The organism is Klebsiella sp. MS 92-3, assembly GCF_000195655.1.
GTDB classification, from domain to species: Bacteria; Pseudomonadota; Gammaproteobacteria; order Enterobacterales; family Enterobacteriaceae; genus Klebsiella; species Klebsiella pneumoniae.
Genome location: NZ_GL882766.1, coordinates 1,535 through 26,678, shown reverse-complemented (window position 1 = coordinate 26,678; position 25,144 = coordinate 1,535). Strand labels below are relative to the sequence as shown.

Sequence of the window (25,144 nt, the reverse complement as noted above, 5' to 3'; positions counted from 1 at the left end):
GATAACGGACATTTCAATTGAGCCTTGACAAATGTCGTACTAGTTAAGTTGTGACGTCTGGGCATGGATAAGTCCCCATCAAAGGATTCTGATGACGGATCATGCAGCGGCATTTTTACTTTAGATGAAGTCAACCGACTCAAAATCATTCAAGACGTTGTTGACCGGCGGCTGACTACTCCGATGGCCGCGCAGCGTCTGGGTATTTCCGACCGCCAGTGCCGACGCCTTTTGTTGCGTTACCATGAATCTGGCCCGCCTGGTATGGCTAACCGCCGTCGTGAAAAACCCAGCAATAACCAGCTGCCTGATGGCCTTGCACAGTACGCGCTCAGTATTATCCGCGAGCGCTATACCGACTTTGGGCCGACGCTGGCGTGTGAGAATCTCGCAGAACTGCACGATGTTCACCTGTCCAAAGAGATTGTCCGTTCACTCATGGTCAAAGCCGGTCGCTGGCTCCCTCGCAAACAACGTGCGCCGAAAATTCAGTAGCCACGTTATCGCCGGGCTTGCTGCGGCGAACTGATCCAGATTGTTGGCTGCGACCATCACTGGTTCGAAAACCTTGCGCCCGCCTGTACCGCACTGGTCTACACCGATGATGCAACAAGCCGTCTGATGCAGCTTCGATTTGTGAAATCGGAATTGACCTTCACCTATTTTGAGGCCACCAGGGGCTATCTGGAAAAGCATGGCAAACCACTGGCATTGTACAGTGACAAAGCCAGCGTCTTCAGAATCAACAATAAAAACGCAACCGGTGGTGACGGCTATACCCAGTTTGGCCGTGCGATGCATGAGCTGAATATCCAGACTATCTGCGCCAATACCAGCTCAGCCAAAGGCCGCGTGGAACGTGCCCATCTGACGCTTCTGGATCGCCTGGTAAAGGAGCTCCGTCTCAAGGGAATTTCTTCTGTGGATGCAGCCAATGATTTTGCTGATGAGTTTATGGCTGATTACAACCGGCGCTTTGCGAAAGCGCCCCGGCATGACTTTGATGTTCACCGGCCACTTGAAACTGACGATGACCTGGCAGCGTTTTTCACATGGCGGGAACCGCGCCGTGTTTCAAAATCCCTGACGGTGCAGTATGACAAAGTGCTTTATCTGATTGAATATAATGAGTTAAGCCGCAGGGCTATCGGGAAATATATCGAGGTCTGGCACTACCCGGATGGTCATAAAGAACTCCGCCTTAATGACGCTGTTCTTCCCTACTTTAAAATGCTGAAGAAACATCAGCGTCTATGCATCTGCATGCCCTGATAATCGTTATAAATGAAGGGCTGCGTCAGAGAATGTGAAGTCCTCAGTGCAGCCCTGGTACATTATTCCTCGAGTGATTTACCGTTGGTCGCAATGAGTTTCTGATACCAGTAGTAGCTTTTCTTGCAGAAACGCCTGCCGTCACCACGCCCCAGATCGTCAAGATTGACGTAAACCAGACCATAACGTTTTGACATCTGGTTTGACGAGCAGCTGATAATGTCGAGCGGAGACCACATGTAGTAGCCCAGCACCTCCACGCCATCGGCAATGGCTTCACCGACAGAGCGGATATGATCCCTGAAGAAGGCTATACGGTAATCATCCTCTACGGTCTCGTTAACTAGCTCATCAAAGCAGCCAATGCCGTTCTCGGTGATCATGATGGGCTTTTGCCACCGATCCCAGAAGAAGTTCAGTACATAACGAAGCCCTACCGGATCAATTGCCCAGCCCCAGGGGGTTTGCGATAACAGCGGGTTACGCTTGTTATTTCCCCTGAACTGATGCGCAATTTCAGCATTGCTGACATAGGTTGTGTAATAAGAAAACGTCATGAAATCTGCCGTATTCTTCAGGAGAGCTTTATCCTCATCCGTGATGCTGAGAACGATGTTTTTCTCTTTGAAGAACCGTTTGATATAGCCGGGATATTCACCACGCAGAAGCACATCCGCGAAGTAGATTTCATACTGGTTTTTCTGCCATGTGGCAAAGTTGTCTTCCGGACTTGTCGTTTCAGGGTAGGCAAAATCGGTATACAGCATCATGCCGATCTTAATATCTCCGCCCAGGGAGGCTGCATATTTTTTTACCATAGCCGAAGCCACCAGTTCGTGGTGAACGCCCTGATATTTATCCTGTTCCAGATAGGTGCCTTCGTCCTCGAAAATGCCCAGATGATTGAAGGACTCGTAGCGAATGAGGTTAATCTGGTTAAAAGGGATCCAGTACTTAACGCGATCGTGATAGCGATCGAGGCAAGTGCGGGCAAAGTTAAAATAAAAATCGATTAACTGACGGTTCTTCCAGCCATTATATTTCAGCGCGAGGTTCAGGGGCATCTCATAATGGGCGAGCGTAATCATCGGCTCCATGCCATTTTTGATTATTTCGTCTATCAGCTCATCGTAAAATTTCAGGCCCGCTTCGTTAGGTGCCTTGTTATCCCCGTCAGGAAAAATACGCGCCCAGCTGATTGAGGTACGGAAGGTCTTCAGACCGGCGGCCTTAAGTAGCGCCAGATCTTCACGGAAGGTGTGGTAAAAATCGATACCCGTTCTTTTAGGAAACACGCCGTCTTTATCATCCTGTGCCTGAACAGCATAGTCCCGGGTGAGCTCGATATTATACATCTTGCGCATGTCTTCATTGAAAACATATTCATTGATATCGGCAACGCTGATACCTTTACCATCAAGATTCCAGGCCCCCTCAGCCTGGTTGGCCGCGATAGCGCCGCCCCAGAGGAAGTTCTCAGGAAAATTCAGTGTTTCGTTACTCATGTTCTCTCCCATTTTTAAAACCGGCTCTTGTAACCAAAAATAACCGGTAAAACTGCGCCAGTAATTAAAGTGGCGAATAGACCCACGCTGTAGATCAGCATGTTACTTGCGGTCGGGATGGAAAGCAGACTCGCAAAAACAAGGTTATTAATCGTGATGTTATAGCCCCCCACAATTCCTCCGCCGACCGCACCGGCAATAATGATGTAATAAATCGTGCGGCGGTTAGGGATGATGAGGCCGTATAAGATAGGCTCAGTCACACCGCTGATTAATGAAGGGAAGAAGGCACTGCTGGCAAGTTGTCGTGTGCCTGTATCACGCGTTCTGATGAGGATCCCCAGAGCCACGCCCATCTGAGCGATGGCTGACATACCGCCAATGGCATAGATAGGATCACCGCCATGGGCAATGTTTGAAAAGACTACCGGAATAATAGCCCAGTGCAGCCCGAACAGAACGATAAAGGAATAGGCTGCCCCGATGATCATCCCGGCCACAAGACTGTTCACGCCAATGATGTAAACGATGGCTGATGCCAGATAATCGCCGAGGTACTTGCCGAAGGGACCAAGTAAAAACATGGTGAGCGGAACCACAATCACGACGCATAACAACGGCACCATAAACAGCTGTACTGAATCCCACAACCTGACCTTCAGGAAGCGCTCCAGCGCGGCAGCAACCGGTACGGCAAAGAATACCGGAAAGATGCTGTAACCGTATTCCATAACCACAAGCGGCAGGCCGATGATATTCAGCGTCTGCCCTGCCAGACTGGTAAATTCGGGATACAGTAATGACGCGCCGATTATCGCGCCTGTTAGCTCACTGGATTTAAGCTTCCTGGCGATGGTAAAACCAAGCAGCACTGGCATGAAATAAAACGGCACATTAGCGATAAATGACAGCAGGGTTAGCGTACTGTTTCCTGCCAGAGAAGGCAGGCTCAGTAACAACGTGGTGAAGGCACGCAGCAGACCTGCGGCGGCGAGAATACCGATCAAAGGCAGGAAGCTGCCTGAAATGAATGCGAAGATACGGCTGATGAAGGATTCCCGGTTTGCTGCCGTCCCGGAAGAAGACGGCGCGCTGTTCTGACCACCGGTTTCAAGCACGCCATGCAGGGCACTGTATACTGCCCCTACCTTGTTGCCGATAATGAGCTGGCACTGTCCGCTGGCCTGCACGACTGAGAGGACCAGCGGGTTCGCTTTAAGGGCATCCTTGTTAATCTTGTCATAATCGAAGAGATTAAAACGTAAGCGCGTAGCGCAGTGGTAATAATCCTTAATATTTTCACGGCCACCTAAATTGTCAATGATAGACAATATCTGCTGTTGTTCAGACATTTGCGGGACTCTCTTGATGTAGGGTATAACCAGAAAATATCCGTGAACAGGCTGTAAATCAAAAAGTATCATTTTCCTGTTTTGGAAAATAATTTTGTGAGCTAAATCACGCTCTGTACGATATTAAAAACAATACTTTCAAGGTATTTATGCGAAAAATAGTTTGCGTATAACATTTGAGGGTAATTATTAAGTTCGATAGTATGAATTGGTTTGTTTTTCAGGATAGCCGGTACGCTTCCTGAAATAAGGCATAATTGGGATTTTTCAGACACGTTATTTATATACTGGCATGAGTTTATCCATTGTCCTGTCAGGGTAAGAATAAAAACGCAGTCCACCTTCCGAAGGATGGTTTTTATCAGTTCGTTGTTTGAACGCTCGACCAGATAAACCTTCCGATTGCTGCTGCTGATGCTTTCCCTCATGACATTTGCAATATTGAAAAGAAATGAGTTAGACAGAATAATGACGGAACGACTGTTATTAATGACCTCTGCCATTTTTCTGCACTCTTCATAAGGTATATATTTATATATTTCCTCGATGACCTCTTTTTCAGTCATTCCTTTTATACCCTGATGCGTCAACCGATAGGGAGCTATGTCATTTTTTAATTCCTGGAACGAGCCGTATCCCAGTTCCCTGACGAATTTGGTGATGCTCGAAGGCGTCGTATTACAGTACGACGCCAGCTCTTCGATTTTCACATACGGAAATTCTTCGATTTTAGCAATTACCGCCATCGCAATGGCGGTAAAGACGTTTCGCTTACCGGCATAAAAAAGATATTCAGATACTCTCACATAAAGAGGACTGTAAAATACGCTATCCGGAGTGTTTTGCATGCCTGCCCCAACACAGAGTTAACAGTGATTGCCTGACGGTCATAACAATAATGGAGCATACTACAAAGGTCGCGAATGTCAGTGCCGCCAGTGCAAGCGTGTGGTTCAGTGTGGTCATGGATGCCGCGTCAACCCTTATAAGGGCAGATGCCAGTGCCGTTGACGGGAAGGTAAATCCCCACCAGATCCGCCCAAACGTATCCGGGATCATTCTTCGCCACAGGCTGATGAGCATAATGGCAAAGAAAAGTGCGGTCCAGGCCATGAATTCAATTACGTCATTCATACCGCCATAAATACAGTACAGTCCGACGGCGATGACCGCAGGCGCTGAAACCATAATAGCCAGGCCGGGCATGGCCTTCTGCGGGGTAACAGGACGAACAAACACGATACGCCAGAGGATAAGCGGCATAAAAAGCGCCCAGCAGAGCAGAGCTGAAAACAGCAGCATCTTACTGAGGCCCGGAAACCCCAAATCCACGCCCGCGAAAGCCGGAGAGGCGTTGCCCACCATAGGTATAAGCCATACCGGGCTGATTTCATGCGTATCGAGCTGATCGATAAGCCAGCGGCGGAATGTACACGTGAGGAAAAAAATCTGGGCGGCGACGGCCGCTATCCAGAGCACCTTCGCCAGCAGGATACTGTAAGGTAGCAGTCCCATTGCGAGCAGAAAACCTGAAATTGTGGCAGCACAAAAAAAGTTCTTACTGGCACGTGAATGCCATTCTGCAAGGATAATCTGACGGCAAAAAACCAGCCGCAGAAGTTGGATACCGGTCAGTACTAAAAATACCGCTAATCCTGTCGCAAGGAATACTTCACCAGGCAACGCGGACACGTCGTAGGTTTTTGCTGCGGCCCGCCATACCAGGCCCAGGCCGGTTATCCCCATCACCGAGGAATAGAGATCGAAGCTGACAGTTTGAAATTTTTCGGACACCGTATATCTCACTTTTAATTTCCGGGCAAAATTACTGCGCCCAGGACAGATGCATGCTAAATTTCCGCTATATTGGTCCTGTGCCATTACTGTTTAAAGGTCCAATTCAGGTAAATAATTGGACCACAGGGGTTTGTGTGATTGAAATTCACCTCAGCCGCAGCGCGACGGCTCTTCCGCTTTACCATCAGATTGAGCAGCAGATCAGCTGGCAGATCATCAAAGGCCGACTGAATTATGGTGAGTACTTACCCCCCTCGCGGGAACTGGCCCGCCAGCTGAGGGTATCCCGGGGAAGCGTTGTCCGGGCTTATGAAGCGCTTTGCGTGAAAGAGTACTGTCACAGCCATACGGGAAGAGGAACGATGGTGATTTACCGGGAAAAGCCGGATGCGTCACCGCCTGGTCCGGTTGCGGCTGCCCCCTCCCCGATCGCCTACGCGAGCGATAAATTTCTTCCCGGGGGCTTATCCCTGCTTCCCAGCCATGCCAGCACGGCCCATCTTCCGGTCAGTGAGTTCCGGCAGGCTTTCAACCGCGTGCTGCGTTATCCTGACAGGCTTAATCAGTTTGGCGAGAGCGCCGGGAATCTGGAGCTACGTCAACTAATCTGCGACCAAATCCTTCCTTCTCGGGGCATCTCAGCCACCCCCCAGGAAGTGCTGATTGTCCCCGGTTCACAGTATGGAAGTCTGCTTCTGGCCATGACGGTACGCCAGGAGAGAACATGTTTTCATTTTGGCGAGCCGGGCTACCTGGAGTTTGCCCGTAATTTTTCGCGTTTCGGCTACAATCTACAGTCACACAGGATGGATCCTGAGGGAATCGATCTATCCGACTTTCGGCCAACGGCGAAGGATATTCTTTATCTGATGCCTGAACATCATTTTCCGCAATGTATCACGTTGTCGGATAGCAGACGAAGCGAAATAATTCATTTGGCAAGTCAGAAAAAGGTGCTTCTGTTGGAAGACGATTACGACAGTGAATTTTACTTCGACAAAGTTCCCCGCCCTGCCCTCCGTTCAACCGCAGCCTCAGAACAGGTCGTATATATGGGTACCTTTTCCAAAGTACTTTTCAATAACGTTCGGCTCGGATATCTGGTTGCAGACAGCCATCTAATACAACAGATGGCTGCTCTACACTGGAGTCTGTCACGCGGTACAAGCGGGCTTGTGCAACAATGGGTAGCTGAATTGCTGAAAAGTGGAACATATGCGAGACATTTGCGAAGAATGCGAACGGTATACCGGCATAAACGAGATGATATGGTGGCTCTGGTACGGAAATACCTGCCGGACGCACAGTTCAGCGTCCCGCCAGGTGGCCTGCAACTTTACGTCAAATTCAGCGAGCCTGAAAAAGCCATCTGGGTTTATGACTGGCTTTCCGGAAACAATATTCAGGTTGCTGATACAGGAAACTACACGTTAGATACTGCCGCGACGTCTGATTTTATCGTATTAGGGTTCGCGAATACTGATGTGAATGAATGCGAGACGGTTCTTGAAAGGCTGAGTCACGCACTGTATTCAGGCCTCGACAGGATCTGATTTCGCGGTATGACTATTTGACGTTTCATCAACGATCCTATGATCTTCCTTGTTACCAGAGTGACACCGGTAACATTCACTATGTCATTGTGGCCACTGTCTGTAGTGGTTTAATGAATTTGGTCACCTGAGTTGAGGTGTTATCCACAAGTCTGGCGGAAAGTGGGCAAGATAGAAGAATGATATCTGTCGAACATTCTGGCGATATCATGTAGGGCATCAACTTGCTTATATCTGTCCCAAATAATCGTTTTCGTAATGCGCGTTTTTCGTTTCATGGCAACGTCCCCCTTGATTAAGGAGAGCGTGCATCGACCCGTTAAACGCACAGTACTAAGCGGACATTTTAACTTTGCCCTGTCCCGGACATCTGAACTTAGCTTTGACAAATGTTGTAGCAGTTAAGTTGTAACATCTGGCCTGGACTAAGTTCCCCATCAAAGGATTCTGATGACGGATCATGCAGCGGCATTTTTACTTTAGATGAAGTCAACCGACTCAAAATCATTCATGACGTTGTCGACCAGCGTCTGACCACTCAGATGGCCGCGCAGCGCCTGGGTATTCCCGATCGCCAGTGCTGACGCCTTCTCTAGCGTTACAATCAATCAGGCCCACTGAGTATGCCTAACCGCCGTCGTGGATAACCCAGCAATAACCAGCTGCCTGATGGTCTTGCCCGGTACGCACTCAATATTATCCGCGAACGCTATACCGACTTTGGACCTAGGCTGGCGTATGAGAATGTTGTCTACTTGTGAAAAAAACTCATAACACCATTCAATGGCGCATGCTGGTTCCCTTCATACCAGTGCAATACCCTGTCACATACATAATTGCTGGCAATAAAAGAAGGAACACCGAATGAAGTATGTGAATCTGGGTCGTAGCGGGTTGAAAGTCTCCCGTCTTTGTCTCGGTTGTATGAGTTATGGCGAACCTGAACGTTTGCCTCAACCCTGGTCCCTGGATGAAAAGGCGTCACGACCGCTCATTCGTCAGGCGCTTGAAGCCGGCATTAATTTTTTTGATACCGCGAATACCTACTCGGACGGTAGTTCAGAAGAAATTACAGGAAAAGCGCTGAGAGAGATGGCCAGACGCGACGAGATCGTTGTAGCGACAAAGACCTTCTTTCCGTGGCGCAACTCACCCAATACCGGGTTTCTTTCCCGCAAGGCCATTTTTCAGTCTATTGACGATAGCCTGATGCGCTTAGGCATGGATTATGTGGATCTCTTTCAGATTCATCGCTTTGACTACTCCACGCCTGTTGAAGAGACCATGGAGGCTCTGCATGACGTCGTTAAAGCAGGAAAAGCACGTTATATCGGCGCATCTTCTATGGAAGCCTGGCGCTTTGCAAAAATGCAGCATACCGCTGAGCGTAACGGTTGGACCCGATTTATCACGATGCAACCGCAATACAACCTGCTTTACCGGGAAGAAGAGCGCGAGATGCTGCCCCTGTGTGAAGACCAGGGCGTTGGGGTGATCCCCTGGAGTCCGATGGCACGCGGCAGGCTCACGCGCGACTGGAGTGTCACGTCCCGACGAACGCAAAACGATGCCTTTGCGTTAAAAATGTATGAGAACGCAGCCCTTCTGGATAAGCCCGTGATTGATGTTGTTGCCAGCATTGCCGAAAAGCACGCGGTGCCAAGAGCTCATGTTGCAATTGCCTGGCTGTTATCAAAATCCGTCATCACAGCACCGATCATTGGCGCAACGAAACCAGAACATCTTTCCACGGCTATCAGCGCGCTGGACTTTTCACTTAGCGATGCCGAAATCACGGAACTGGAAGTTCGCTATCTGCCGCACCCCGTTGACGGGATCATTCCCCCGCTTCCGGATACGCCGCCTTCCCTCACGCCGCCTTCAGCGATCCAGAACTATTAACACCCTGCCCTGGCCCGGCGTTGCCGGGTCTCCCAGACCACTCATTCCCGGTCACTGATGTGAAAAGGGAAACGGTGCCGGCGCGAATGCGCCCGATCGAAAAATCATCGCTCCACCGGGTTCGGTCCCGCTGTTAGCGACAATAAACAACTCGCGATGCCCGGGGCGGATCGCCAGGCTTGTCGATTTAAGGTTACGGCCTTTGTCGCGGTCAGGCAGCACAATTTGCCCAATAGGCAGTCCGTTGCGGTTGAAGACCATGACGCGGCCCTGGCCTGAGATGGCCACATATACATTGCCTTCGCTGTCGACACGGGCCCCGTCTGGCGCCGGCCCGGTGAACTGATAGGTAACAACTGAACCAAACGGGGCGACCGTGGTGGCGTCTGACAGTCTTACGCGATGAAGCCTGTTTTTAGCGTGTTCTGTGGCCCATATCTGAGAGCCGGCGGGGTCAATCGCTATGCCGTTCCCGACCGCGAGTCCAGGCAGGATGGCATGAATTGACCCGACATTGGGACTAACGTAGAACACCCCACCCTGTGGATCGGCTGAATTTCCCCGGCTGTCAGTGAAATAAAATCCGCCCTGATTATCAAAGACCAGATCGTTGACAAGAAATCCAGTATCAGGGGCAACAATCATCTGCTCACGGGTGCCGTTGGGTTCGATAGCCCGAACAGAACCTCGCTGCATATCGCCCACCGAGGCGATAAAGATCCGTCCATCTTTGTGTACCGCCAGGCCGGAAGCACCGAATGAATTCTCCTTAAGGACAATGGAAAGCTGCCGCTCCGGGGTTAGCTTAAACACGCGCCCCGTCGCCACATCAACAAACAGCAGGTTATTGTTCCGATCGAACACGATCCCTTCGAGCACGAGCGACGCCTGTGAAACGTTGAAGTACGGCTGGGCCTCCACGGTCTGGAGAGGACGCTCCCAGGGCGGTATGGGGACGGCACTGCATGTAAGCGCGTTATGATTTAGTCCATTCATGTGGTTTATCCCCGGCAATAATACAGAGGGAGACTTCACCTGCAGTCTCCCTGTGACAGCAGGTATTAACTTTTATCAAACTGACTTTCGGTAAACGGATCGGCGCGACCGCCCTGCAATGGGATTTTGGCAAGCGCCGCATCGATTTCGCGTAGCTCGCTGTCCGTCAACCGGACTTGCGGTGCGCCGCTGTTTTCTATCAGGTGCGGATATTGCGTCGTACCCGGGATAGGGACAATCCAGGGCCGCTGGGCCATTACCCAGGCCAGCGCGAACTGAACCGGAGTGGTGTTTTTGCGACGGGCCCACGACTGCGCGAATTCAAGCAGCACCATGTTTTTGGCCAGGGCATCGGGCTGGAAGCGTGGCAGGTTATGCCGCCGATCGGTGCTGTCGAACCGCTGGCTTGGATTGACTGCTCCGGCGAGGAAGCTGCGGGCAGTCGGGCAGTAAGGTACGAAACCGATACCCAGCTCTTCGAGCGTTGGAAATATTCGCGTCTCTGGTTCCCGCCACCACATGGCATACTCACTCTGCACCGCAGTCACAGGGAGTACCGCATGTGCGCGGCGAATTGTCCTGGCACTCGCTTCCGACAGTCCCCAGTGTTTCACTTTACCCTCCTGGATCAACGCCTTCACGGTTTCCGCCACATCCTCGATCGGCACATTCGGATCGGGGCGATGCTGATAGAGAAGATCGATGTGGTCCGTTTTCAGACGCTTTAGCGAGCCTTCTACGGCGCGGCGGATATGGTCAGGATGGCTGTTAAGGGAAGTGGGCTTCCCCTCCTCCACGCCGAAGCCGAACTTGGTGGCAATCACCACACGATCGCGAACAGGGGCCAGTGCTTCCCCGACAAATTCTTCACTGAGATGGGGGCCGTAGACCTCGGCAGTATCAAAGAACGTGATACCTTGTTCGAAGGCTGCCCGGATAAGCGAAACCATGGCTTTACGATCGCGCGGACCTCCGCCGTAATAACCCACCATCGGCAGGCACCCGAGTCCCATGCTGGACACCTCCAGCGAGCCGAGTTTACGCGTGGTTAAGGTTTCCTTCCGGACGGGAGCAGCATCCGAAGGGGCGTTCGGCATGTCCTGACCAGCCGGTTTCGCCATCACGGCGCCGCTCCTGCCAAGGGTGGTTGCGGCCAAAGCCAGACCGGCGCCGGCGATCAGAAAATTGCGCCGGTCCCGGGAAGCGGGTACGGCAGCAGAAGGCTGGTCATGCATCATCTTGCTCATAAACTGGAACTCCCTATAACGAAGAAAGGATTCATTAATTTGGTCATTACCAGGCATAAGCCTGGGGCGCTTCTCCCCCGGGGCCGGGCCAGATTTCGTCGAGACAGCTCATGGTGTCGTCTGATAGCGTGACTGTCGTTGCGTGAAGCGCCTGCTGGAGTTGTTCGACCGTACGAGGCCCAATCAGTGGAGCGGTAACGACAGGATTCTGCAGGAGCCACGCCAGGGCCACATCGGAGGGGGTTTCGCCGAGGTCCTCACATAATCCTTCATAGGCTTCCAGCTGCGGACGATACTGTTCGATTAGACGGGCAAACGCGGGCCTGGCACGGCGCCCGCTTGCCATCTTTTTCAGTACGCCGCCAAGCAACCCTCCGGCAAGCGGGCTCCAGGGAATCAGCCCCAGGCCAAAATGACGGCATGCGGGAATGAGCTCCAGCTCAACAGTTCGGGCAGTCAGATTGTAAAGACTTTGCTCGGCGACCAGGCCCAGGAAATGACGGACCGTGGCGACTGACTGCGCAGTCGCAATGTCCCAGCCCGCGAAATTGCTGCTACCGATATAAAGAACCTTTCCCTGCTGAACAAGCAGTTCCATGGCCTGCCAGATCTCTTCCCACGGCGTATGACGATCGATGTGATGCATCTGATAGACGTCAATATGGTCGGTCTTAAGCCGTCGCAAACTGTCCTCGCAGGCTTTGCGAATATGGTAAGCAGAAAGCCGGCGATCGTTCGGGCCCGCTCCCATAGGCTGATAGACTTTTGTCGCCAGAACGATGCGTTCACGGCGGCCACCCTGCTGAAGCCAGCGACCAATAATTTCCTCGGACAGCCCCGAGCCTTGCTGGATATCGGGAGATTGTTCAGTGCCATACACGTCTGCTGTATCAATGAAATTGATACCCGCCTCAAGCGCCTCATCCAGAATGCGGGCGCTGGTCTTCTCGTCGGTGACGTCACCAAAATTCATGGTTCCGAGACAAAGGCGGCTGACTTTCAGGCCGGTGCGGCCAAGATGCGTATAGTTCATAAACGGCTCCGTTAGATGAGTGTTCCGCCCTGGCCTACCAGCCAGAGCGCATGATTTTCAAGAATAACGAAGCACAACGTGTACAGTGAGTGGACGTGCATGAATGGACTTGTGAAAAAAATTCAGCAATGGATTAGCCCTAATCGGTCTAAGGTGTATATCATTTCTTCATCAACGCATTCGGGTTTTAACGCCGCATAAGGAAAACTATTCTGTATGCAAATAAGCAGAGCTGATGTTGCCGATCTTATTTATTTCATGGCGATTGCACGTCATCGCAGCTTCAGCCGTGCGGCAATTGAATTAGGCGTCAGTGCATCAGCGCTGAGTCATGCCCTGAAGGGACTGGAAACCCGGCTCGGAGTTCGCCTGCTTAATCGCACGACCAAGAGCGTCACCCCTACGGCAGCTGGTGAGGAACTGGTTCAGTCTGTTCTTCAGCCTTTCGATACCATAGAAGGCGCGCTTGAATCGCTTAACCGGTATCGCAATACCCCTACCGGACGTATCCGCATCAATGCAGCCGTTGAAGCGGCAAATCTTTTGCTTGCGCCGGTCATGCCCGCTTTTATGGATCGCTATCCCGATATTGAAATCGATATTGTGGCCAGCAACCGTATGGTTGACGTGACTGATGCGGGCTTCGATGCCGGCATCCGCTATGGTGGCACCGTCCCGGAGGACATGGTTGCCCGGCGTTTATCTGCCGATATTCGCTGGGTTATCGCGGCCTCCCCTGATTACCTGGAACGCTACGGAACGCCTGAACATCCGGATGATTTATTACACCATCGCTGCATCAGCAATCGTCTCGGTGACGATCGGGTTTATCGCTGGGAACTTGCGCGAGACGGCGAAACATACCAAATGACAGTGCCAGGCTCAGTGACGGTCAATCATGCCGAAACGGGTCTGGTGGCCGTATTGGGCGGGGCTGGCCTGATGTATTTTCCGGAGCCTCTTGTTGCACCCTATGTCAAGGATGGACGGCTCCGTCTGGTGCTTACGGAATGGTCCCCACTAGAGGAAGGTTTTCATATCTATTATTCAAGCCGCCGGCAATTGCCGACCGGGCTTCGCCTTCTGATTGAGTTCATACAGGAGGCCAGGCCGCTGGGGTTGTGAAATAGTGCCTCCATACTGAACGATGCGTTATCGGCTTTATCGCCCCGTCGCTTATTCAGAATGCTCAGTTGCAGGAAGCCGCAGGGAGTCTGCAAGGCGTGCTGTTTGCTAATAATGGAGAAACAAGAGGTAACGCTGTGAAAAATTACAAAAAAAACATGGGTTGTAGTTTATTTGAAGGCTAGCCCAGGTGACCCGCATCAATAAGCGCCATACGAAGATGTTTCTGAATGAAATCCGCTTTATAAATGCTGTATCGGTGGCTGTCATTTTCACATAATAACATCGCGCTTTTTTTCATTAAAGCGTACTGAATGGCTACGTCATTGTGTTTAATAAGGTAATCACGGAATGCCAGGTGTTTTATGATTTGAGCATCCCCGGTGGCAAACGCATGGATATGATGACTACGCTGATTTCCACCTTTTGTAAAGTACCTACGATTTAAAATGCCGTTTTCACCACGCACAGTATATCCTACACCCTCCATTGCCTGATTCAGGTTGTCCAGTTCTTCAAGATTAGCAACTTCGATTAATATATCTATTACTGGCTTAGCTGATAATCCAGGCACCGAGGTGCTACCAATATGATGAATCCGGGATATCACTTTACCAAGCGTCATCTGCAACAGAGTACGTTCGCTCTCAAATAAAGCCGGCCACATCTCATCATAATCAACTACAGTCAATATTCGCATGTTCAACAGTCACACCTTTTAAGGAAATTTAAGCAGTCACAATAACATAAATCACCTCTGCTGACTTGAAGGCATTTATAATCTGTATCTGTCCTCATAATTTTCAACCATCGTCTGACAAGATGCCCTAAACCCCTTTGTAGTGCTCTTTATTCAGACCATACTTCTTCATTCTGAGATAAAGTTTTTTACGCGGTATCAGCAGATACTCCGCCACCTCATTAATACGTCCCTGGTGGATATTCAGCGCTTCGGTGATGATCTGCCGTTCGACGTCCTCAACCCGCTGATCCAGCGGCGTCGGCTCGCCGATGTGCATCAGCGGATTAACCGTTTCTGCGAGTGGTAATACCCCTACTGCAAACAGCTCGGCGGCGTTCGCCAGTTCGCGAACGTTATTTGGCCACACCCGGCGCATCATCCCCTTCAACAGACCAGCATCCACCTCCGGGACGGGATGATTCAGCCGTTGACAGGTTTTTTGCAAATAGTGATGAAACAGCGGCTCGATATCATCAGGTCGCTTTGACAGAGGCTGGCAGCCAATTTGCGTCATCGCGAAGCAGTAATAGAGTTCCGCCACTATCTGGCTGCTGGCGGCCAACTCCACCAGCGAAGCGCTACCGATACCAATCAGGCGAAAAGGCCGCTTCTCATGACTCTGCAGCTGTACCAGCTGATGCTGTTGCTCGTGAGTCAGATGCTCGGGGTGACTTAAGACCAGCGTCCCGCCCTGGGCCTGGGCGATCAGTTCATTAAGCGTATGGGCGTTAGCCGGAGTCAGCTCGCAGGCGATAAACGGACCTTCAGCGTGCCGTCCTAACTGGTGCAGGTAACGCGCGCCGGTCATGCGGCCGGTTCCCGGCTCGCCGTAAAGCCATACCGCAATATCCGTTTCTGCCAGCTGCTGAAGGCGCTGGCGATACCGAACCGTCCATTGGCTGCGGCCAATAAGCTCAACCTGTAATTTTTGCTGACAATACTGGCGACGGGCGATAACCGATTGCCTCTGACGCAGCGCGGCGTCCACCAGCGTGAGCAGTTTGCCCGGATCGATCGGCTTTTGCAGGAAATCCCAGGCCCCTTTTTTCACCGCCTCCACCGCCATCGGCACATCGCCGTGACCGGTGATAAACAGAATCGGCAGCAGATCGTCATCCTGATGAAACAACGTCATTAAATCGATACCGGAGCAGCCGGGCATGCAGACATCGCTTAAAACGATGCCGGGCCAGTCCTTCGGCACCTGCTCCCGCGCATCAAACGGATTATTACAGGCACTGACATGATACCCCGCTTGCTCAAGCAGCTGCGTATAGGCATCCAGCACATCGGCATCATCGTCAATCAGCAGAATCGAACAGTTATTACTCAACATCTTTTACATCCGTCAAATTGAATTCCAGCACCACGCAGGCACTGCGTGTAAAGGTCGACGCCAGGCGCAACGCCCCTTCCATTTGCGTCATCAGCGAAACACATATCGAAAGCCCTATTCCGAGCCCCACGGTTTTACTGGTAGTGAACGGCTTTAACAGCGAAGGGAGTAAGGCCGCAGGCCAGCCAGGGCCGTTATCGGCAATCAACACGCACAGCCTTCCGCTCTGGATTTGCCAGCTCACGGTGATTTGCGCGGCGTGCGGGCAGGCGTCGAGGGCATTGGACAGCACGTTCACCAGCACCTGATGGACGCGCACTTCGTCCCCCAGGATCCAGACAGTGTCATCCGGTATCACCAGCGTCCCCTGCTGAGGCTTATGACGCATCGCCAGCAGTTCCCACGCCACGGTAAACGTCTGACGCAAATCGACCGGATGCAGCGGCGTTTCCAGTTCTGCGCGGCGGGTAAACTGGCGCAGGGAGCGGATAATCGCGTCAATGCGGTTGATCAGCCCTTCTGCTTTGCTTAACGTCGTCCGCGCCTGCTCCGCCTGTCCCTGTTCGATCGCCCTTCCCGCCGTAAAAAGATACATCGACAGCGCGTTCAGCGGCTGATTAATCTCATGCGCCAGGGTGGTCATCGTCTGCCCCACCACCGCCAGTTTAGCGGTCTGGATCAGCTCGTCCTGCGTGGCGCGCAGATCGGCCTCAATCGCTTTTCGCTCGCCAATCTCCTGTTCCAGCTGCTGTTTTTGCGCATTAAGCTGACCCAGGGTATGACGAAGCAAACCGGCAATACGTCCCAGCTCGTCGCGCCCGTAAACCGGAATGGTCGCCTCGGTCCGGCCCAGACCAATCTGCACCACCGCCTGATTCAGCGCGGTAAAGCGTTTCACCAGCCGCGAGCGAATAAAATAATGGTTTAGCCCCCATGCCAGCAGCAGCGCCAGCAAGGTCGCCACCAGGATTAACCCGCCGCTGACCCGGACAATCTGCGCCATACGCTGATTAAACATCTGCATCTGCTGGTGACTGCTGCCAAGCTGGGCTTCCAGCAGCGTTCTGAAGCGCCCCAGCGTCGCTTCTCTGGACCGGCTGGCTTCCACGAGCGCTTTTTGCGCGCTAACATAGTCGCGCATGGTATCCGGCATATTATTTTTCACCATGCCAATTTCCAGCAGCTCATCAATCGTTTGTCGCAGGGTAATGGTGCTCGGCCAGTCATCCAGCGCACGGATATTTTCATCCGCCGTTTTTTTCAGGTTTTCAAGATAGCGGATATGCGTCTCCACCAGCATGCCGTCATCATTCCCGGATTTCAGTTCATTGAGCCTGTCGCGCAGGTCGTCAACGATCTGATTTTCAATACGAGCCAGGGTATAGACCTGCTGCTGTTCGTTCTGCACTTCCCGGGCGCGTTTCAGATACTGCCTCGCATCCCCCTGTCGGGCTTCAATCTGATCGAGCAGCGTTCCCTGTTGCCAGGTAAAATCCTGCACCAGCGAATTCAGCTCGGTGGTGAAATCATCGTGCAGCCAGTCGATCCGCGCCGCAAGCTCTCCCACCTTTTCACGAACCAGAAACATGTTGTAGAGCACGCGATCCAGTTCCGCCAGCAGCGCGCGGCTGTCCTGCAATATCACCCCCAACTGCTGGCGTTCTGCCGGCGACAACCCCTGACTTAGCCGTTCTATTTTGTCCAGATGCTGGATAATCTGGTTGCGCAGCTGCAGTCGTACCGTGGTATTTGGCGCCAGCAGAAATTCATTGAGCTGATCGACCACCAGGTTGAGATTCCCTTCAATCAGAAACGCCGCATGGATGCGCGGAAAATACTCATCCAGCGAATAGCGGATCTGCGAACTTTGTTCATGCCAGGAATAGAGGCTTACGCTGCTGACAATCAGCGTAAGCAGCGCCCCCGTCAGAAATGCCCCGCGCAGACTGCTACTGATACTGATTTGCCGCAGGCGTTGCAGCATGGACCTGTCCGTCATTTCAGTTCTTCCAGTTTAGTAATCGCCTGCCGCTGGTTGTTGAGAAACCAGAGCTGCCACTCCATCATCTGCTGTTCCGCAAAACTTTTGTTGTCGAACTGAGCCAGCCAGGCTTCATCCTCGCTGCTGGCCGGATCCACCGGGACACGGGTGAGCAGCGCCCGTATCTCGGGCAGCGGACGCTTAAGACGGACCTCCGCGCTATGCAGCGCTCGCCAGGCGTCTTTGAGCTGGGCAAGACGAAAGCTAATCGCCGTATCAAACATCCGCTGAACCAAACGCTGACGTTTGAGGATCAATCGATAGTTTAATGGCGGTTGATTCATCAGCATCGCCTGCTGCGCCGCCCGTGGATTGCCTGGCGCCAGCGGTGTTACCGGATACTTCCCGGTATTAGCGTCGGCGAGGATCGTCTGGCCCTCCGGACTTAACAGATAGCGAACAAACCGCCGCGCTTCGCTGGCGTGCTGGCTGTTTTTAAGCACTGCGACATAGGTCGGCGAAACCGCCGACTGAGGGAAATAGGTAAAAGCCAGGTGCGGATCGTTCAGCAGCAGATTGGCGTAATTATCAATCACCGGACCAGCCACGCCCAGGCCGCTTTTAATCTTATCTGCCACCCCAAAGCTGCGGGATGAAATGGTCACGAGGTTTCCCGCCGTCGTCAACAGCGTTTCCCATCCTTTAATCCAGCCTTTTTGTTGCAGCAGCGACTCCACCATCAGATGGTTGGTATCCGAACGCGACGGACTGCTCATCAGCAGCGCCCCCTGATAACGTGGATCGGTCAGGTCATCCCAGTCCACTGGCGCAGGCAGATGCCGGGTCATCAGTGCCGAGCGATTCATCAGCAAACCGAACCCGGAGATCGCCACGGCCACGGAGGTGGAGCGAATGGATTCCGGCACCAGATGTTGGCTGACTGCCGGCGCACCGCTGAACGGCGCCAGTTTTTGATGCTCCTGAAGATGCTGCAGCAGCATCGGTGACGAAGTCAGGATCAGATCGACATTTTCGGCATTTGCCGTATCAAGCAACTGTTCCAGCGAGGCGCTGGTGCGGTTGAGCGTCCTTATCATCACCGACCCCGGCTCTTGCTGCCAGCGATCGATAATCCACACGGTGGCGCTGGGAGAAAATGTCGTCGCCATCACCAGCTCATTGCCTTGCGCCGCACAGGGTCTCAGCCATGCGCTCAGCAGCAGCAGCGCGAACATTTTGCTCATTATCCCGACCCCACGAAGAAATATGTTTGTGATCCCGTTCATAAATATTGAAATACCGTAAAAACCGCGTTGAGACAAAACTTACCCGTTTATGACATCTGGTGAATTAATCGCCGCGAGCGGAAAAATAGTCAAACGGGCGTCCGGGAATATCGGGAAAGATTACCAGATAATGATTAGGCAATTTGTTAGTGTCCGCACAAGCCGGACATAAAATCAGCGCAAAATTAATTGCGCAAAATCTCGCTCATGCCAGAGGGGTCAAAAACAACCCGTCCCTGCATTATTTTGAGTCAATTTTGACTCATTTCGACGATTTGAATTTTTTAGCCGCTTATTTCACCCTTCGGGGTAATTACTCCTGATGTTCATATCAATATAAATACAGGTGACGACATGTTATCATTATTAAAAAAAGGCCCGTCGGCGAATAAAGTTCCTGCTGAGAAAATTCAGGCAACCTATGGTCGATACCGTATGCAGGCGCTGCTAAGCGTATTTCTGGGATACCTGGCGTACTATATCGTGCGCAATAACTTCACCTTATCCACGCCCTATCTGAAAGAACAGTTAGACCTCAGCGCCACGCAGATCGGTTTGCTCAGCAGCTGTATGCTCATCGCCTACGGGATCAGTAAAGGCGTAATGAGCAGCCTCGCGGATAAAGCCAGCCCGAAAGTCTTTATGGCCTGTGGCCTGGTGCTGTGCGCCATCGTCAACGTCGGATTAGGATTCAGTACCGCATTCTGGGTCTTCGCTGCGCTGGTTGTCCTGAACGGCCTGTTTCAGGGTATGGGGGTCGGCCCCTCTTTTATTACTATTGCGAACTGGTTCCCGCGCCGTGAGCGTGGCCGCGTAGGGGCGTTCTGGAACATTTCCCATAACGTCGGCGGCGGAATTGTCGCCCCGATCGTCGGCGCCGCATTCGCCATTCTCGGCACCGAGCACTGGCAGAGCGCCAGCTACATTGTACCGGCCTGCGTGGCGGTGGTATTCGCCATTAGCGTACTGGTGCTGGGTAAGGGTTCGCCGCGAGAGGAAGGTCTGCCTTCGCTGGCAGAGATGATGCCGGAAGAGAAAGTGGTGCTGAAGACCAAACACGGCCAGAAAGCGCCGGAGAACATGAGCGCATTTCAGATCTTCTGTACCTACGTACTGCGTAACAAAAACGCCTGGTATGTCTCCTTTGTGGATGTGTTTGTCTATATGGTGCGTTTCGGCATGATCAGCTGGCTGCCAATTTACCTGCTGACGGTGAAACATTTTTCCAAAGAACAAATGAGCGTCGCATTCCTGTTTTTTGAGTGGGCGGCAATTCCGTCTACTCTGCTGGCCGGCTGGCTCTCCGACAAGCTGTTTAAAGGGCGCCGGATGCCGTTAGCTATAATCTGTATGACGCTAATCTTCATCTGTCTGATTGGCTACTGGAAAAGCGAATCGCTACTGATGGTCACGGTATTCGCGGCGATTGTGGGCTGCCTTATTTATGTCCCGCAGTTTCTGGCCTCGGTCCAGACCATGGAAATCGTCCCCAGCTTTGCCGTCGGTTCAGCCGTGGGTCTGCGCGGATTTATGAGCTATATCTTTGGCGCATCGTTAGGCACCAGCCTGTTCGGCGTAATGGTCGATAAAATGGGCTGGCACGGCGGGTTCTATCTGCTGATGGGCGGGATCGTCTGCTGCATACTCTTCTGCTACCTCTCTCATCGCGGCGCGCTGGAACTTGAGCAACAGCGTAAAAACACCGAGCAGGAAGAGGCCCGGCTGGCACTGGCTGACGCACAGTAAGCGCCTGACCCCCGGTAAAAGAGCCAGCAAGCTGGCTCTTTTGTCGTTGAGAGAGGAATAGATGTCCGCGGCGGCTTCCGACAGCGGTATAAAGCAAGTATTCCTGCCATCACTGATGTTGCTGCTGAGTGGCCTACTTCGCCGGGATAATCAGCACCTGACCCGGATAGATTTTGTCGGGATGGGTCAGCATCGGTTTATTGGCTTCAAAAATACGTTGATAATCATTGGCCGAGCCATACATCGCTTTTGAGATTGCGCTCAGAGTGTCACCGGATTTGACCGTGTAAAAACGACTTTCCGCCCCGCTTTGCGTCACCTTAACGCCGTCACTGACCTGGCCTACGCCAGTGACATTCCCGACCGCTACCAGAATTTTTTCCTTATCCTCCTGCGAAGCGACATCACCAGTGACCGTTGCGGTGCCATCTTCCGCAACATCAATATTGACCTTTTCGGCGCCAGGCAGATTAAGTCCATCGATATGTTTTTTCAGCTTTTCAGCCCGATCTTCTTTACTGTCGCCGGAGACGGCGTCCCATATTTTCTCGCCCGCTTCTTTCACAAAATTTAATAATCCCATCTTTCCATACCTCCACGACGGTTACATGATCACATCATCATCGGACCCGTTGATCCAATGTCAGGGGGCTGGTTTTGCTACCCGCCCTCGCGTCAACAGCCTGAAGCAGCACAAGCCACCATCAAAGTATAATCAATAAGCGACTAAGTGCAGGATATTTGCCCCGCTACGGCAGGAAAGTCTGTATTCCGGCAAGGTGACACGAAACTAAAGCGGACATTATCCCCCCTAACACAAGGCACCTGGCGCAGAGGCTGATTGATTGTGAAAGGATATGGGACCTTAAATGGCAGGCTGGGAGTTGGCACCCCGCCTGAGGGCTCCTGATTCTGGTCGCCAATGCTTTCAGGACGTTTTTCTTACTGAGATCGTCTCAAAAACATTCGCTGATTTCTGCCGCAGCAGCTACAGTAAATCCAGGTTAAACTGGTATGACCACACAAGGCGAGACTCATGGAATCTGTCATCATCCCCGTAAGCCAGGGCGGCTTTGTCGCCGCCACGCTCTGGCAAAGACACAAAGCCAAAGCATTGGTGATCGTTCACCCGGCGACGGCCGTTGTACAGGGATTTTATAAAGGATTCGCTGAATACCTTTATAAAAGGGGGTTTAGTGTCATTACTTATGATTACCGGGGCACTGGTCTTTCGAAGTCCGGGAGAGTCCGTCACAACAAAAACACCATGTCCGACTGGATCGAGCAGGACGTCGGATGCATCACCGCGTGGGCGAAAGCCCGAGCCCCTGGCCTTACCCTGCTGGCGATTGGGCACAGTATTGGCGGGCATGCCGTGCTGTTATCTTCCGCCTCCACCGACCTGCGAGCCGCCGTCATGGTTGCCTCACACGCAGGCGTGACAAGCACTATCAGCCAAACGAAGGAAAAGCTGCGAGTATGGTGCTTACTGCGCGTTTTGGGGCCGGCACTTTGCCGGCTCTTTGGGTATATGCCAGCCAGACGTCTCGGGCTGGGTGAAGATTTACCGGCTCCGGCGATGCTTCAGTGGGGACGCTGGAGCGCGATGCCTGAATATTTCTATGACGACCCGGAGTGGGATGCGCGTCAGCGGGCAGGAAAGATAACCTTACCTATTCTGGTGTTGGGTTTTGATGACGACCCTTGGGCTAATACAGAAGCCATCTCACGCCTGCTTGCTCCAGCGCAAAACGCAAAAATAGAACGCCGTGAAATACGGCGGGCGGATTACGGACTTTCATCCATTGGTCATATGGGCTTCTTTCGTACCCGGAATGCGGAGAAATTATGGCCCCTCGTCGCACAATGGCTGGAGAGACATTGCCCGGATAAGAGGCGGACGACCTGAGCAATATTTCAGGAGACGCCGCTTCCGGCGCCTCCTGTTCTTCACCTCGCGGCTACTCCTCGTACGCCGCGTGATGGAAATCAATTTCCCACTGCAGCACCTCGCCGTAAAGCGCCGATAACGCCTGCTTTTCGTCTTCACTCAGCGCCATGGCGCAGCGGTCGAGTTCGTTTTTTAGCCAGAGAGCCTGCTGATAAAATTCGTCCTCCGCGTGCATTTCCACCCAGCGTCGTAAATCAGCATCGCTCTGATAATGTTCGCTCGCCCGTCGGCACCAAAAATAGTACATCCATTCCGCACCGAACATCAGGGTCACAATCTGCTCATAGCTGCCCTCGCGGGCGGTCCGCAGCATACCGTCGCGAAAGCGCCGTACCCCGGGCAAATCATCCGGGTACTCAGCGGGATCGATCTGCCGCGCTGACAACACCTGTTCAAACCACGCGATCTGTATATCAACCAGGGCATTCAGCACGCCAATCAGCCAGCGCTGCTGTTGAATACCCGGCGCTTTGCTGACCCCGAGGGCAAAAATCGCGATTGCCGTCGCGACAAAGTTGCCCTCAAACACCAGATAGCGGTTGAAGACGACTGTCGGCAGACGATCCTGTTCGATATCAGTCACAAACGGGTGCTGCTGCATCGCCTGCCACGCCGGTTGATGTTCACGCAGCAGGCGTTCGCTAAACGCTTCCATTAAGCTTCCTCCAGCGCGGCCTGCGCGACCGACATAAAATGTTTCACCCGGGCCAGCTCAACATCGTTCCACCAGACGCCATCGACCTTCATTGTACTGGCCACAATGACCCCCTGAGTCCGCCCGAGGATCTGCTTCACGTTAGCCGGTGTCACCCCGGAGCCCACCAGGAGCGGTAGTTCCGTCGCCGCGCGGATCTCGTCAATTTCCGCCATCGTGGCGCTATCGCCCGTACGCTGGCCGGTGGCGATCACCGCGTCAGCCTCGAAGAAATCGACATCGCGCGTCAGTTCCTGAATCGAACGATCGGCGACAATGGCATGGCTACCGTGCTTAACGTGGCTATCGGCAAAAACGCGAATATGTTCAGCGCGCAGCATACTGCGGTAGCGCAGCGCCTTAGCGGCCGCCCCTTCTATAAATCCTTCGTTGGCGATATAGGCGTTGGCCCACTGGTTTACGCGGACGAAATCGGCGCCTCCCGCCAGGGCAATCGCCATTGCCGGGATCGCCGCGTTAGCCAGAACGTTAATGCCCAGCGGCACAGCAAAACGTTCACGAACTTTCTCGGTAATGACCGCCATCAGCGCTGAGGTTTCATGGCCGATATCCTCAGGTTTAGAGAAAGGAATATCGCCATGATTTTCAATAATCAGACCATGAACACCGCCTGAAATATAATTTTCAGCATCGCGAAGCGCACGTTCAACAATATCCGAGACTGATTTTCCTCGATATTTTGGCGAGCCAGGAAATGGGTCGCAATGAATAACACCAATAACAGCCTTGCTTCGTGAAAAAATAGCTTGTATTGCATTCGTTTTTTCTGCTGAGATAGCAACCATCTTATCCATCCTGTTAAGGGAACACTATGCGTGTTTACGTTACTGGTAATATTACCGTAGATGAAACCTGGTCCATTCCGGATATACCGAAAAAAGGAACCTCCATTCACGGCGTTAAAGTGTCGCAGGATATCGGCGGTAAAGGCGCGAACCAGGCGATTATATTATCCCGCTGCGGAATAGAGACGCGTTTAATTGCCGCCACGGGAAATGACAGCAACGGCGCGTGGATCCGCCAGCAGATAAAAAATGAACCACTGACGCTACTACCCGACGGCCATTTCAATCAACATAGCGATACCTCGATTATTTTAAATAGCGCTGATGGCGACAACGCCATCATTACCACTACGGCGGCGGCCGATACATTCAGCCTGGATGAAATGATTCCGCATATGGCGGATGCCGTCGCTGGCGATATTCTGCTACAGCAGGGCAATTTCTCCCTCGATAAAACGCGGGCGCTGTTCCAGTACGCCAGAAGCCGCGGCATGACGACGGTATTCAACCCCTCACCTGTCAATCCTGACTTTTGCCATCTGTGGCCCCTCATCGACATCGCGGTGGTCAATGAATCCGAGGCCGAGTTGCTCCAGCCATACGGGGTGAAAACCTTAGTGATTACCCAGGGCGCCGCAGGCGCCTGGCTGGTCCAGGAGGGCCAGCGTCAGTTTTGTCCCGCCGTGCCCGCCGAGGCGCTTGATACTACCGGCGCGGGCGACACGTTCCTCGCCGTCATGTTGGCCTCCGCCCTGCTGCGCGGCGTCGCGCCGGATGCGCTGGCGCTGGCGCACGCCAGTCGCGCTGCCGCCATTACGGT

The 25,144-nt window shown here is 52.6% G+C and carries 21 protein-coding genes and 2 pseudogenes; 7 read left to right on the top strand and 16 right to left on the bottom strand.

Annotated features, from left to right (window positions below):
* Positions 1-63: 63 nt before the first annotated feature.
* Positions 64-1,224 (top strand): annotated as a pseudogene (locus HMPREF9538_RS30985) (ISNCY family transposase); the annotation flags it as partial.
* Between the two features lie 110 nt (positions 1,225-1,334).
* On the opposite strand, the gene HMPREF9538_RS20890 reads toward HMPREF9538_RS30985, so the two are convergent.
* From HMPREF9538_RS20890 to HMPREF9538_RS20905, 4 genes are all read right to left on the bottom strand, one after another.
* On the bottom strand, positions 1,335-2,777 hold the full coding sequence (locus HMPREF9538_RS20890; RefSeq protein ID WP_032412245.1) for a glycoside hydrolase family 1 protein: 1,443 nt from the start codon (positions 2,775-2,777) through the stop codon (positions 1,335-1,337).
* Positions 2,778-2,791: 14 nt separating this feature from the next.
* Positions 2,792-4,129 (bottom strand): PTS transporter subunit EIIC, encoded by a 1,338-nt coding sequence (locus HMPREF9538_RS20895; protein WP_020316798.1) that lies wholly within the window; start codon positions 4,127-4,129, stop codon positions 2,792-2,794.
* A gap of 101 nt (positions 4,130-4,230) precedes the next feature.
* Entirely contained in the window at positions 4,231-4,977 is a 747-nt protein-coding gene (locus HMPREF9538_RS20900; protein ID WP_009484341.1) for a MurR/RpiR family transcriptional regulator, read from the bottom strand.
* On the bottom strand, positions 4,958-5,923 hold the full coding sequence (locus tag HMPREF9538_RS20905) for a C4-dicarboxylate transporter (RefSeq protein ID WP_099751912.1): 966 nt from the start codon (positions 5,921-5,923) through the stop codon (positions 4,958-4,960). The genes HMPREF9538_RS20900 and HMPREF9538_RS20905 overlap by 20 nt, the downstream gene beginning before the upstream one ends.
* A gap of 53 nt (positions 5,924-5,976) precedes the next feature.
* On the opposite strand from HMPREF9538_RS20905, the gene HMPREF9538_RS20910 reads away from it, so the two are divergent.
* On the top strand, positions 5,977-7,479 hold the full coding sequence (locus tag HMPREF9538_RS20910; RefSeq protein ID WP_009484339.1) for a PLP-dependent aminotransferase family protein: 1,503 nt from the start codon (positions 5,977-5,979) through the stop codon (positions 7,477-7,479).
* A gap of 143 nt (positions 7,480-7,622) precedes the next feature.
* On the opposite strand, the pseudogene HMPREF9538_RS31425 reads toward HMPREF9538_RS20910, so the two are convergent.
* A pseudogene (locus HMPREF9538_RS31425) lies at positions 7,623-7,757 on the bottom strand (IS30 family transposase); the annotation flags it as partial.
* Between the two features lie 201 nt (positions 7,758-7,958).
* On the bottom strand, positions 7,959-8,087 hold the full coding sequence (locus HMPREF9538_RS32110; protein ID WP_009484338.1) for a hypothetical protein: 129 nt from the start codon (positions 8,085-8,087) through the stop codon (positions 7,959-7,961).
* A gap of 256 nt (positions 8,088-8,343) precedes the next feature.
* Between HMPREF9538_RS32110 and HMPREF9538_RS20920 the strand changes: the two genes are divergently transcribed.
* A complete protein-coding gene (locus HMPREF9538_RS20920; protein WP_020316792.1) occupies positions 8,344-9,381 on the top strand; it encodes an aldo/keto reductase in 1,038 nt (345 codons plus the stop codon).
* Positions 9,382-9,432: 51 nt separating this feature from the next.
* Here the strand turns inward: HMPREF9538_RS20920 and HMPREF9538_RS20925 are convergent, their stop codons facing one another.
* The 3 genes from HMPREF9538_RS20925 to HMPREF9538_RS20935 form a co-directional block, all read right to left on the bottom strand.
* Positions 9,433-10,377, bottom strand: coding sequence for an SMP-30/gluconolactonase/LRE family protein (locus tag HMPREF9538_RS20925; protein ID WP_009484336.1), 945 nt, complete (start codon positions 10,375-10,377; stop codon positions 9,433-9,435).
* 65 nt (positions 10,378-10,442) lie between these two features.
* Entirely contained in the window at positions 10,443-11,624 is a 1,182-nt protein-coding gene (locus HMPREF9538_RS20930) for an aldo/keto reductase (protein WP_020316791.1), read from the bottom strand.
* Between the two features lie 46 nt (positions 11,625-11,670).
* Complete coding sequence (locus tag HMPREF9538_RS20935) at positions 11,671-12,657, bottom strand: aldo/keto reductase (protein WP_009484334.1); 987 nt, start codon at positions 12,655-12,657, stop codon at positions 11,671-11,673.
* A 216-nt stretch (positions 12,658-12,873) separates the two neighbouring features.
* Here HMPREF9538_RS20935 and HMPREF9538_RS20940 point away from each other — a divergent pair, with 216 nt between their 5' ends.
* Entirely contained in the window at positions 12,874-13,782 is a 909-nt protein-coding gene (locus tag HMPREF9538_RS20940; protein WP_002904893.1) for a LysR family transcriptional regulator, read from the top strand.
* Between the two features lie 181 nt (positions 13,783-13,963).
* On the opposite strand, the gene HMPREF9538_RS20945 is transcribed toward HMPREF9538_RS20940, so the two are convergent.
* From HMPREF9538_RS20945 to pgtC, 4 genes are all read right to left on the bottom strand, one after another.
* Positions 13,964-14,482, bottom strand: a complete 519-nt coding sequence (locus tag HMPREF9538_RS20945) for a GrpB family protein (RefSeq protein ID WP_009484333.1) — start codon at positions 14,480-14,482, stop codon at positions 13,964-13,966.
* Between the two features lie 127 nt (positions 14,483-14,609).
* The gene (gene pgtA / locus HMPREF9538_RS20950) at positions 14,610-15,860 is read right to left on the bottom strand and encodes a two-component system response regulator PgtA (protein ID WP_020316904.1); all 1,251 of its coding nucleotides are present in this window, start codon (positions 15,858-15,860) and stop codon (positions 14,610-14,612) included.
* Entirely contained in the window at positions 15,850-17,844 is a 1,995-nt protein-coding gene (pgtB, locus tag HMPREF9538_RS20955) for a two-component system sensor histidine kinase PgtB (RefSeq protein ID WP_020316906.1), read from the bottom strand. The genes pgtA and pgtB overlap by 11 nt, the downstream gene beginning before the upstream one ends.
* Positions 17,845-17,855: 11 nt before the next feature.
* A complete protein-coding gene (gene pgtC / locus HMPREF9538_RS20960) occupies positions 17,856-19,076 on the bottom strand; it encodes a phosphoglycerate transport regulator PgtC (RefSeq protein ID WP_020316908.1) in 1,221 nt (406 codons plus the stop codon).
* 405 nt (positions 19,077-19,481) lie between these two features.
* On the opposite strand from pgtC, the gene pgtP reads away from it, so the two are divergent.
* Positions 19,482-20,873 (top strand): phosphoglycerate transporter PgtP, encoded by a 1,392-nt coding sequence (gene pgtP / locus HMPREF9538_RS20965; RefSeq protein WP_014599165.1) that lies wholly within the window; start codon positions 19,482-19,484, stop codon positions 20,871-20,873.
* 133 nt (positions 20,874-21,006) lie between these two features.
* Here the strand turns inward: pgtP and lysM are convergent, their stop codons facing one another.
* Positions 21,007-21,456, bottom strand: coding sequence for a peptidoglycan-binding protein LysM (gene lysM, locus HMPREF9538_RS20970; protein WP_004224855.1), 450 nt, complete (start codon positions 21,454-21,456; stop codon positions 21,007-21,009).
* Positions 21,457-21,909: 453 nt separating this feature from the next.
* Here lysM and HMPREF9538_RS20975 point away from each other — a divergent pair, with 453 nt between their 5' ends.
* On the top strand, positions 21,910-22,782 hold the full coding sequence (locus tag HMPREF9538_RS20975; protein WP_004151646.1) for an alpha/beta fold hydrolase: 873 nt from the start codon (positions 21,910-21,912) through the stop codon (positions 22,780-22,782).
* A gap of 52 nt (positions 22,783-22,834) precedes the next feature.
* Here HMPREF9538_RS20975 and HMPREF9538_RS20980 read toward each other — a convergent pair whose 3' ends face one another.
* Both HMPREF9538_RS20980 and HMPREF9538_RS0127100 read right to left on the bottom strand, forming a co-directional pair.
* Entirely contained in the window at positions 22,835-23,479 is a 645-nt protein-coding gene (locus tag HMPREF9538_RS20980; RefSeq protein ID WP_004224859.1) for a TenA family protein, read from the bottom strand.
* Positions 23,479-24,324 carry a BtpA/SgcQ family protein gene (locus tag HMPREF9538_RS0127100; protein ID WP_004176161.1) on the bottom strand — a complete coding sequence of 282 codons (846 nt, stop codon included), beginning with the start codon at positions 24,322-24,324 and terminating at the stop codon, positions 23,479-23,481. The genes HMPREF9538_RS20980 and HMPREF9538_RS0127100 overlap by 1 nt, the downstream gene beginning before the upstream one ends.
* A gap of 26 nt (positions 24,325-24,350) precedes the next feature.
* Between HMPREF9538_RS0127100 and HMPREF9538_RS20985 the strand changes: the two genes are divergently transcribed.
* Positions 24,351-25,144 (top strand): PfkB family carbohydrate kinase (locus HMPREF9538_RS20985; RefSeq protein ID WP_009484326.1); only part of this gene is annotated, 794 nt, incomplete at its 3' end.

Coding starts and splice junctions, on each gene's coding strand:
- HMPREF9538_RS20890 (WP_032412245.1), bottom strand. CDS start 2,777: ATGAGTAACGAAACACTGAATTTTCCTGAGAACTTCCTCTGGGGCGGC.
- HMPREF9538_RS20975 (WP_004151646.1), top strand. CDS start 21,910: ATGGAATCTGTCATCATCCCCGTAAGCCAGGGCGGCTTTGTCGCCGCC.
- HMPREF9538_RS20945 (WP_009484333.1), bottom strand. CDS start 14,482: ATGCGAATATTGACTGTAGTTGATTATGATGAGATGTGGCCGGCTTTA.
- HMPREF9538_RS20900 (WP_009484341.1), bottom strand. CDS start 4,977: ATGCAAAACACTCCGGATAGCGTATTTTACAGTCCTCTTTATGTGAGA.
- pgtA (WP_020316904.1), bottom strand. CDS start 15,860: ATGTTGAGTAATAACTGTTCGATTCTGCTGATTGACGATGATGCCGAT.
- HMPREF9538_RS20940 (WP_002904893.1), top strand. CDS start 12,874: ATGCAAATAAGCAGAGCTGATGTTGCCGATCTTATTTATTTCATGGCG.
- HMPREF9538_RS20895 (WP_020316798.1), bottom strand. CDS start 4,129: ATGTCTGAACAACAGCAGATATTGTCTATCATTGACAATTTAGGTGGC.
- HMPREF9538_RS20930 (WP_020316791.1), bottom strand. CDS start 11,624: ATGAGCAAGATGATGCATGACCAGCCTTCTGCTGCCGTACCCGCTTCC.
- pgtC (WP_020316908.1), bottom strand. CDS start 19,076: ATGTTCGCGCTGCTGCTGCTGAGCGCATGGCTGAGACCCTGTGCGGCG.
- HMPREF9538_RS20925 (WP_009484336.1), bottom strand. CDS start 10,377: ATGAATGGACTAAATCATAACGCGCTTACATGCAGTGCCGTCCCCATA.
- pgtP (WP_014599165.1), top strand. CDS start 19,482: ATGTTATCATTATTAAAAAAAGGCCCGTCGGCGAATAAAGTTCCTGCT.
- HMPREF9538_RS0127100 (WP_004176161.1), bottom strand. CDS start 24,324: ATGGTTGCTATCTCAGCAGAAAAAACGAATGCAATACAAGCTATTTTT.
- HMPREF9538_RS20935 (WP_009484334.1), bottom strand. CDS start 12,657: ATGAACTATACGCATCTTGGCCGCACCGGCCTGAAAGTCAGCCGCCTT.
- lysM (WP_004224855.1), bottom strand. CDS start 21,456: ATGGGATTATTAAATTTTGTGAAAGAAGCGGGCGAGAAAATATGGGAC.
- HMPREF9538_RS20910 (WP_009484339.1), top strand. CDS start 5,977: ATGCTAAATTTCCGCTATATTGGTCCTGTGCCATTACTGTTTAAAGGT.
- HMPREF9538_RS20920 (WP_020316792.1), top strand. CDS start 8,344: ATGAAGTATGTGAATCTGGGTCGTAGCGGGTTGAAAGTCTCCCGTCTT.
- pgtB (WP_020316906.1), bottom strand. CDS start 17,844: ATGCTGCAACGCCTGCGGCAAATCAGTATCAGTAGCAGTCTGCGCGGG.
- HMPREF9538_RS20980 (WP_004224859.1), bottom strand. CDS start 23,479: ATGGAAGCGTTTAGCGAACGCCTGCTGCGTGAACATCAACCGGCGTGG.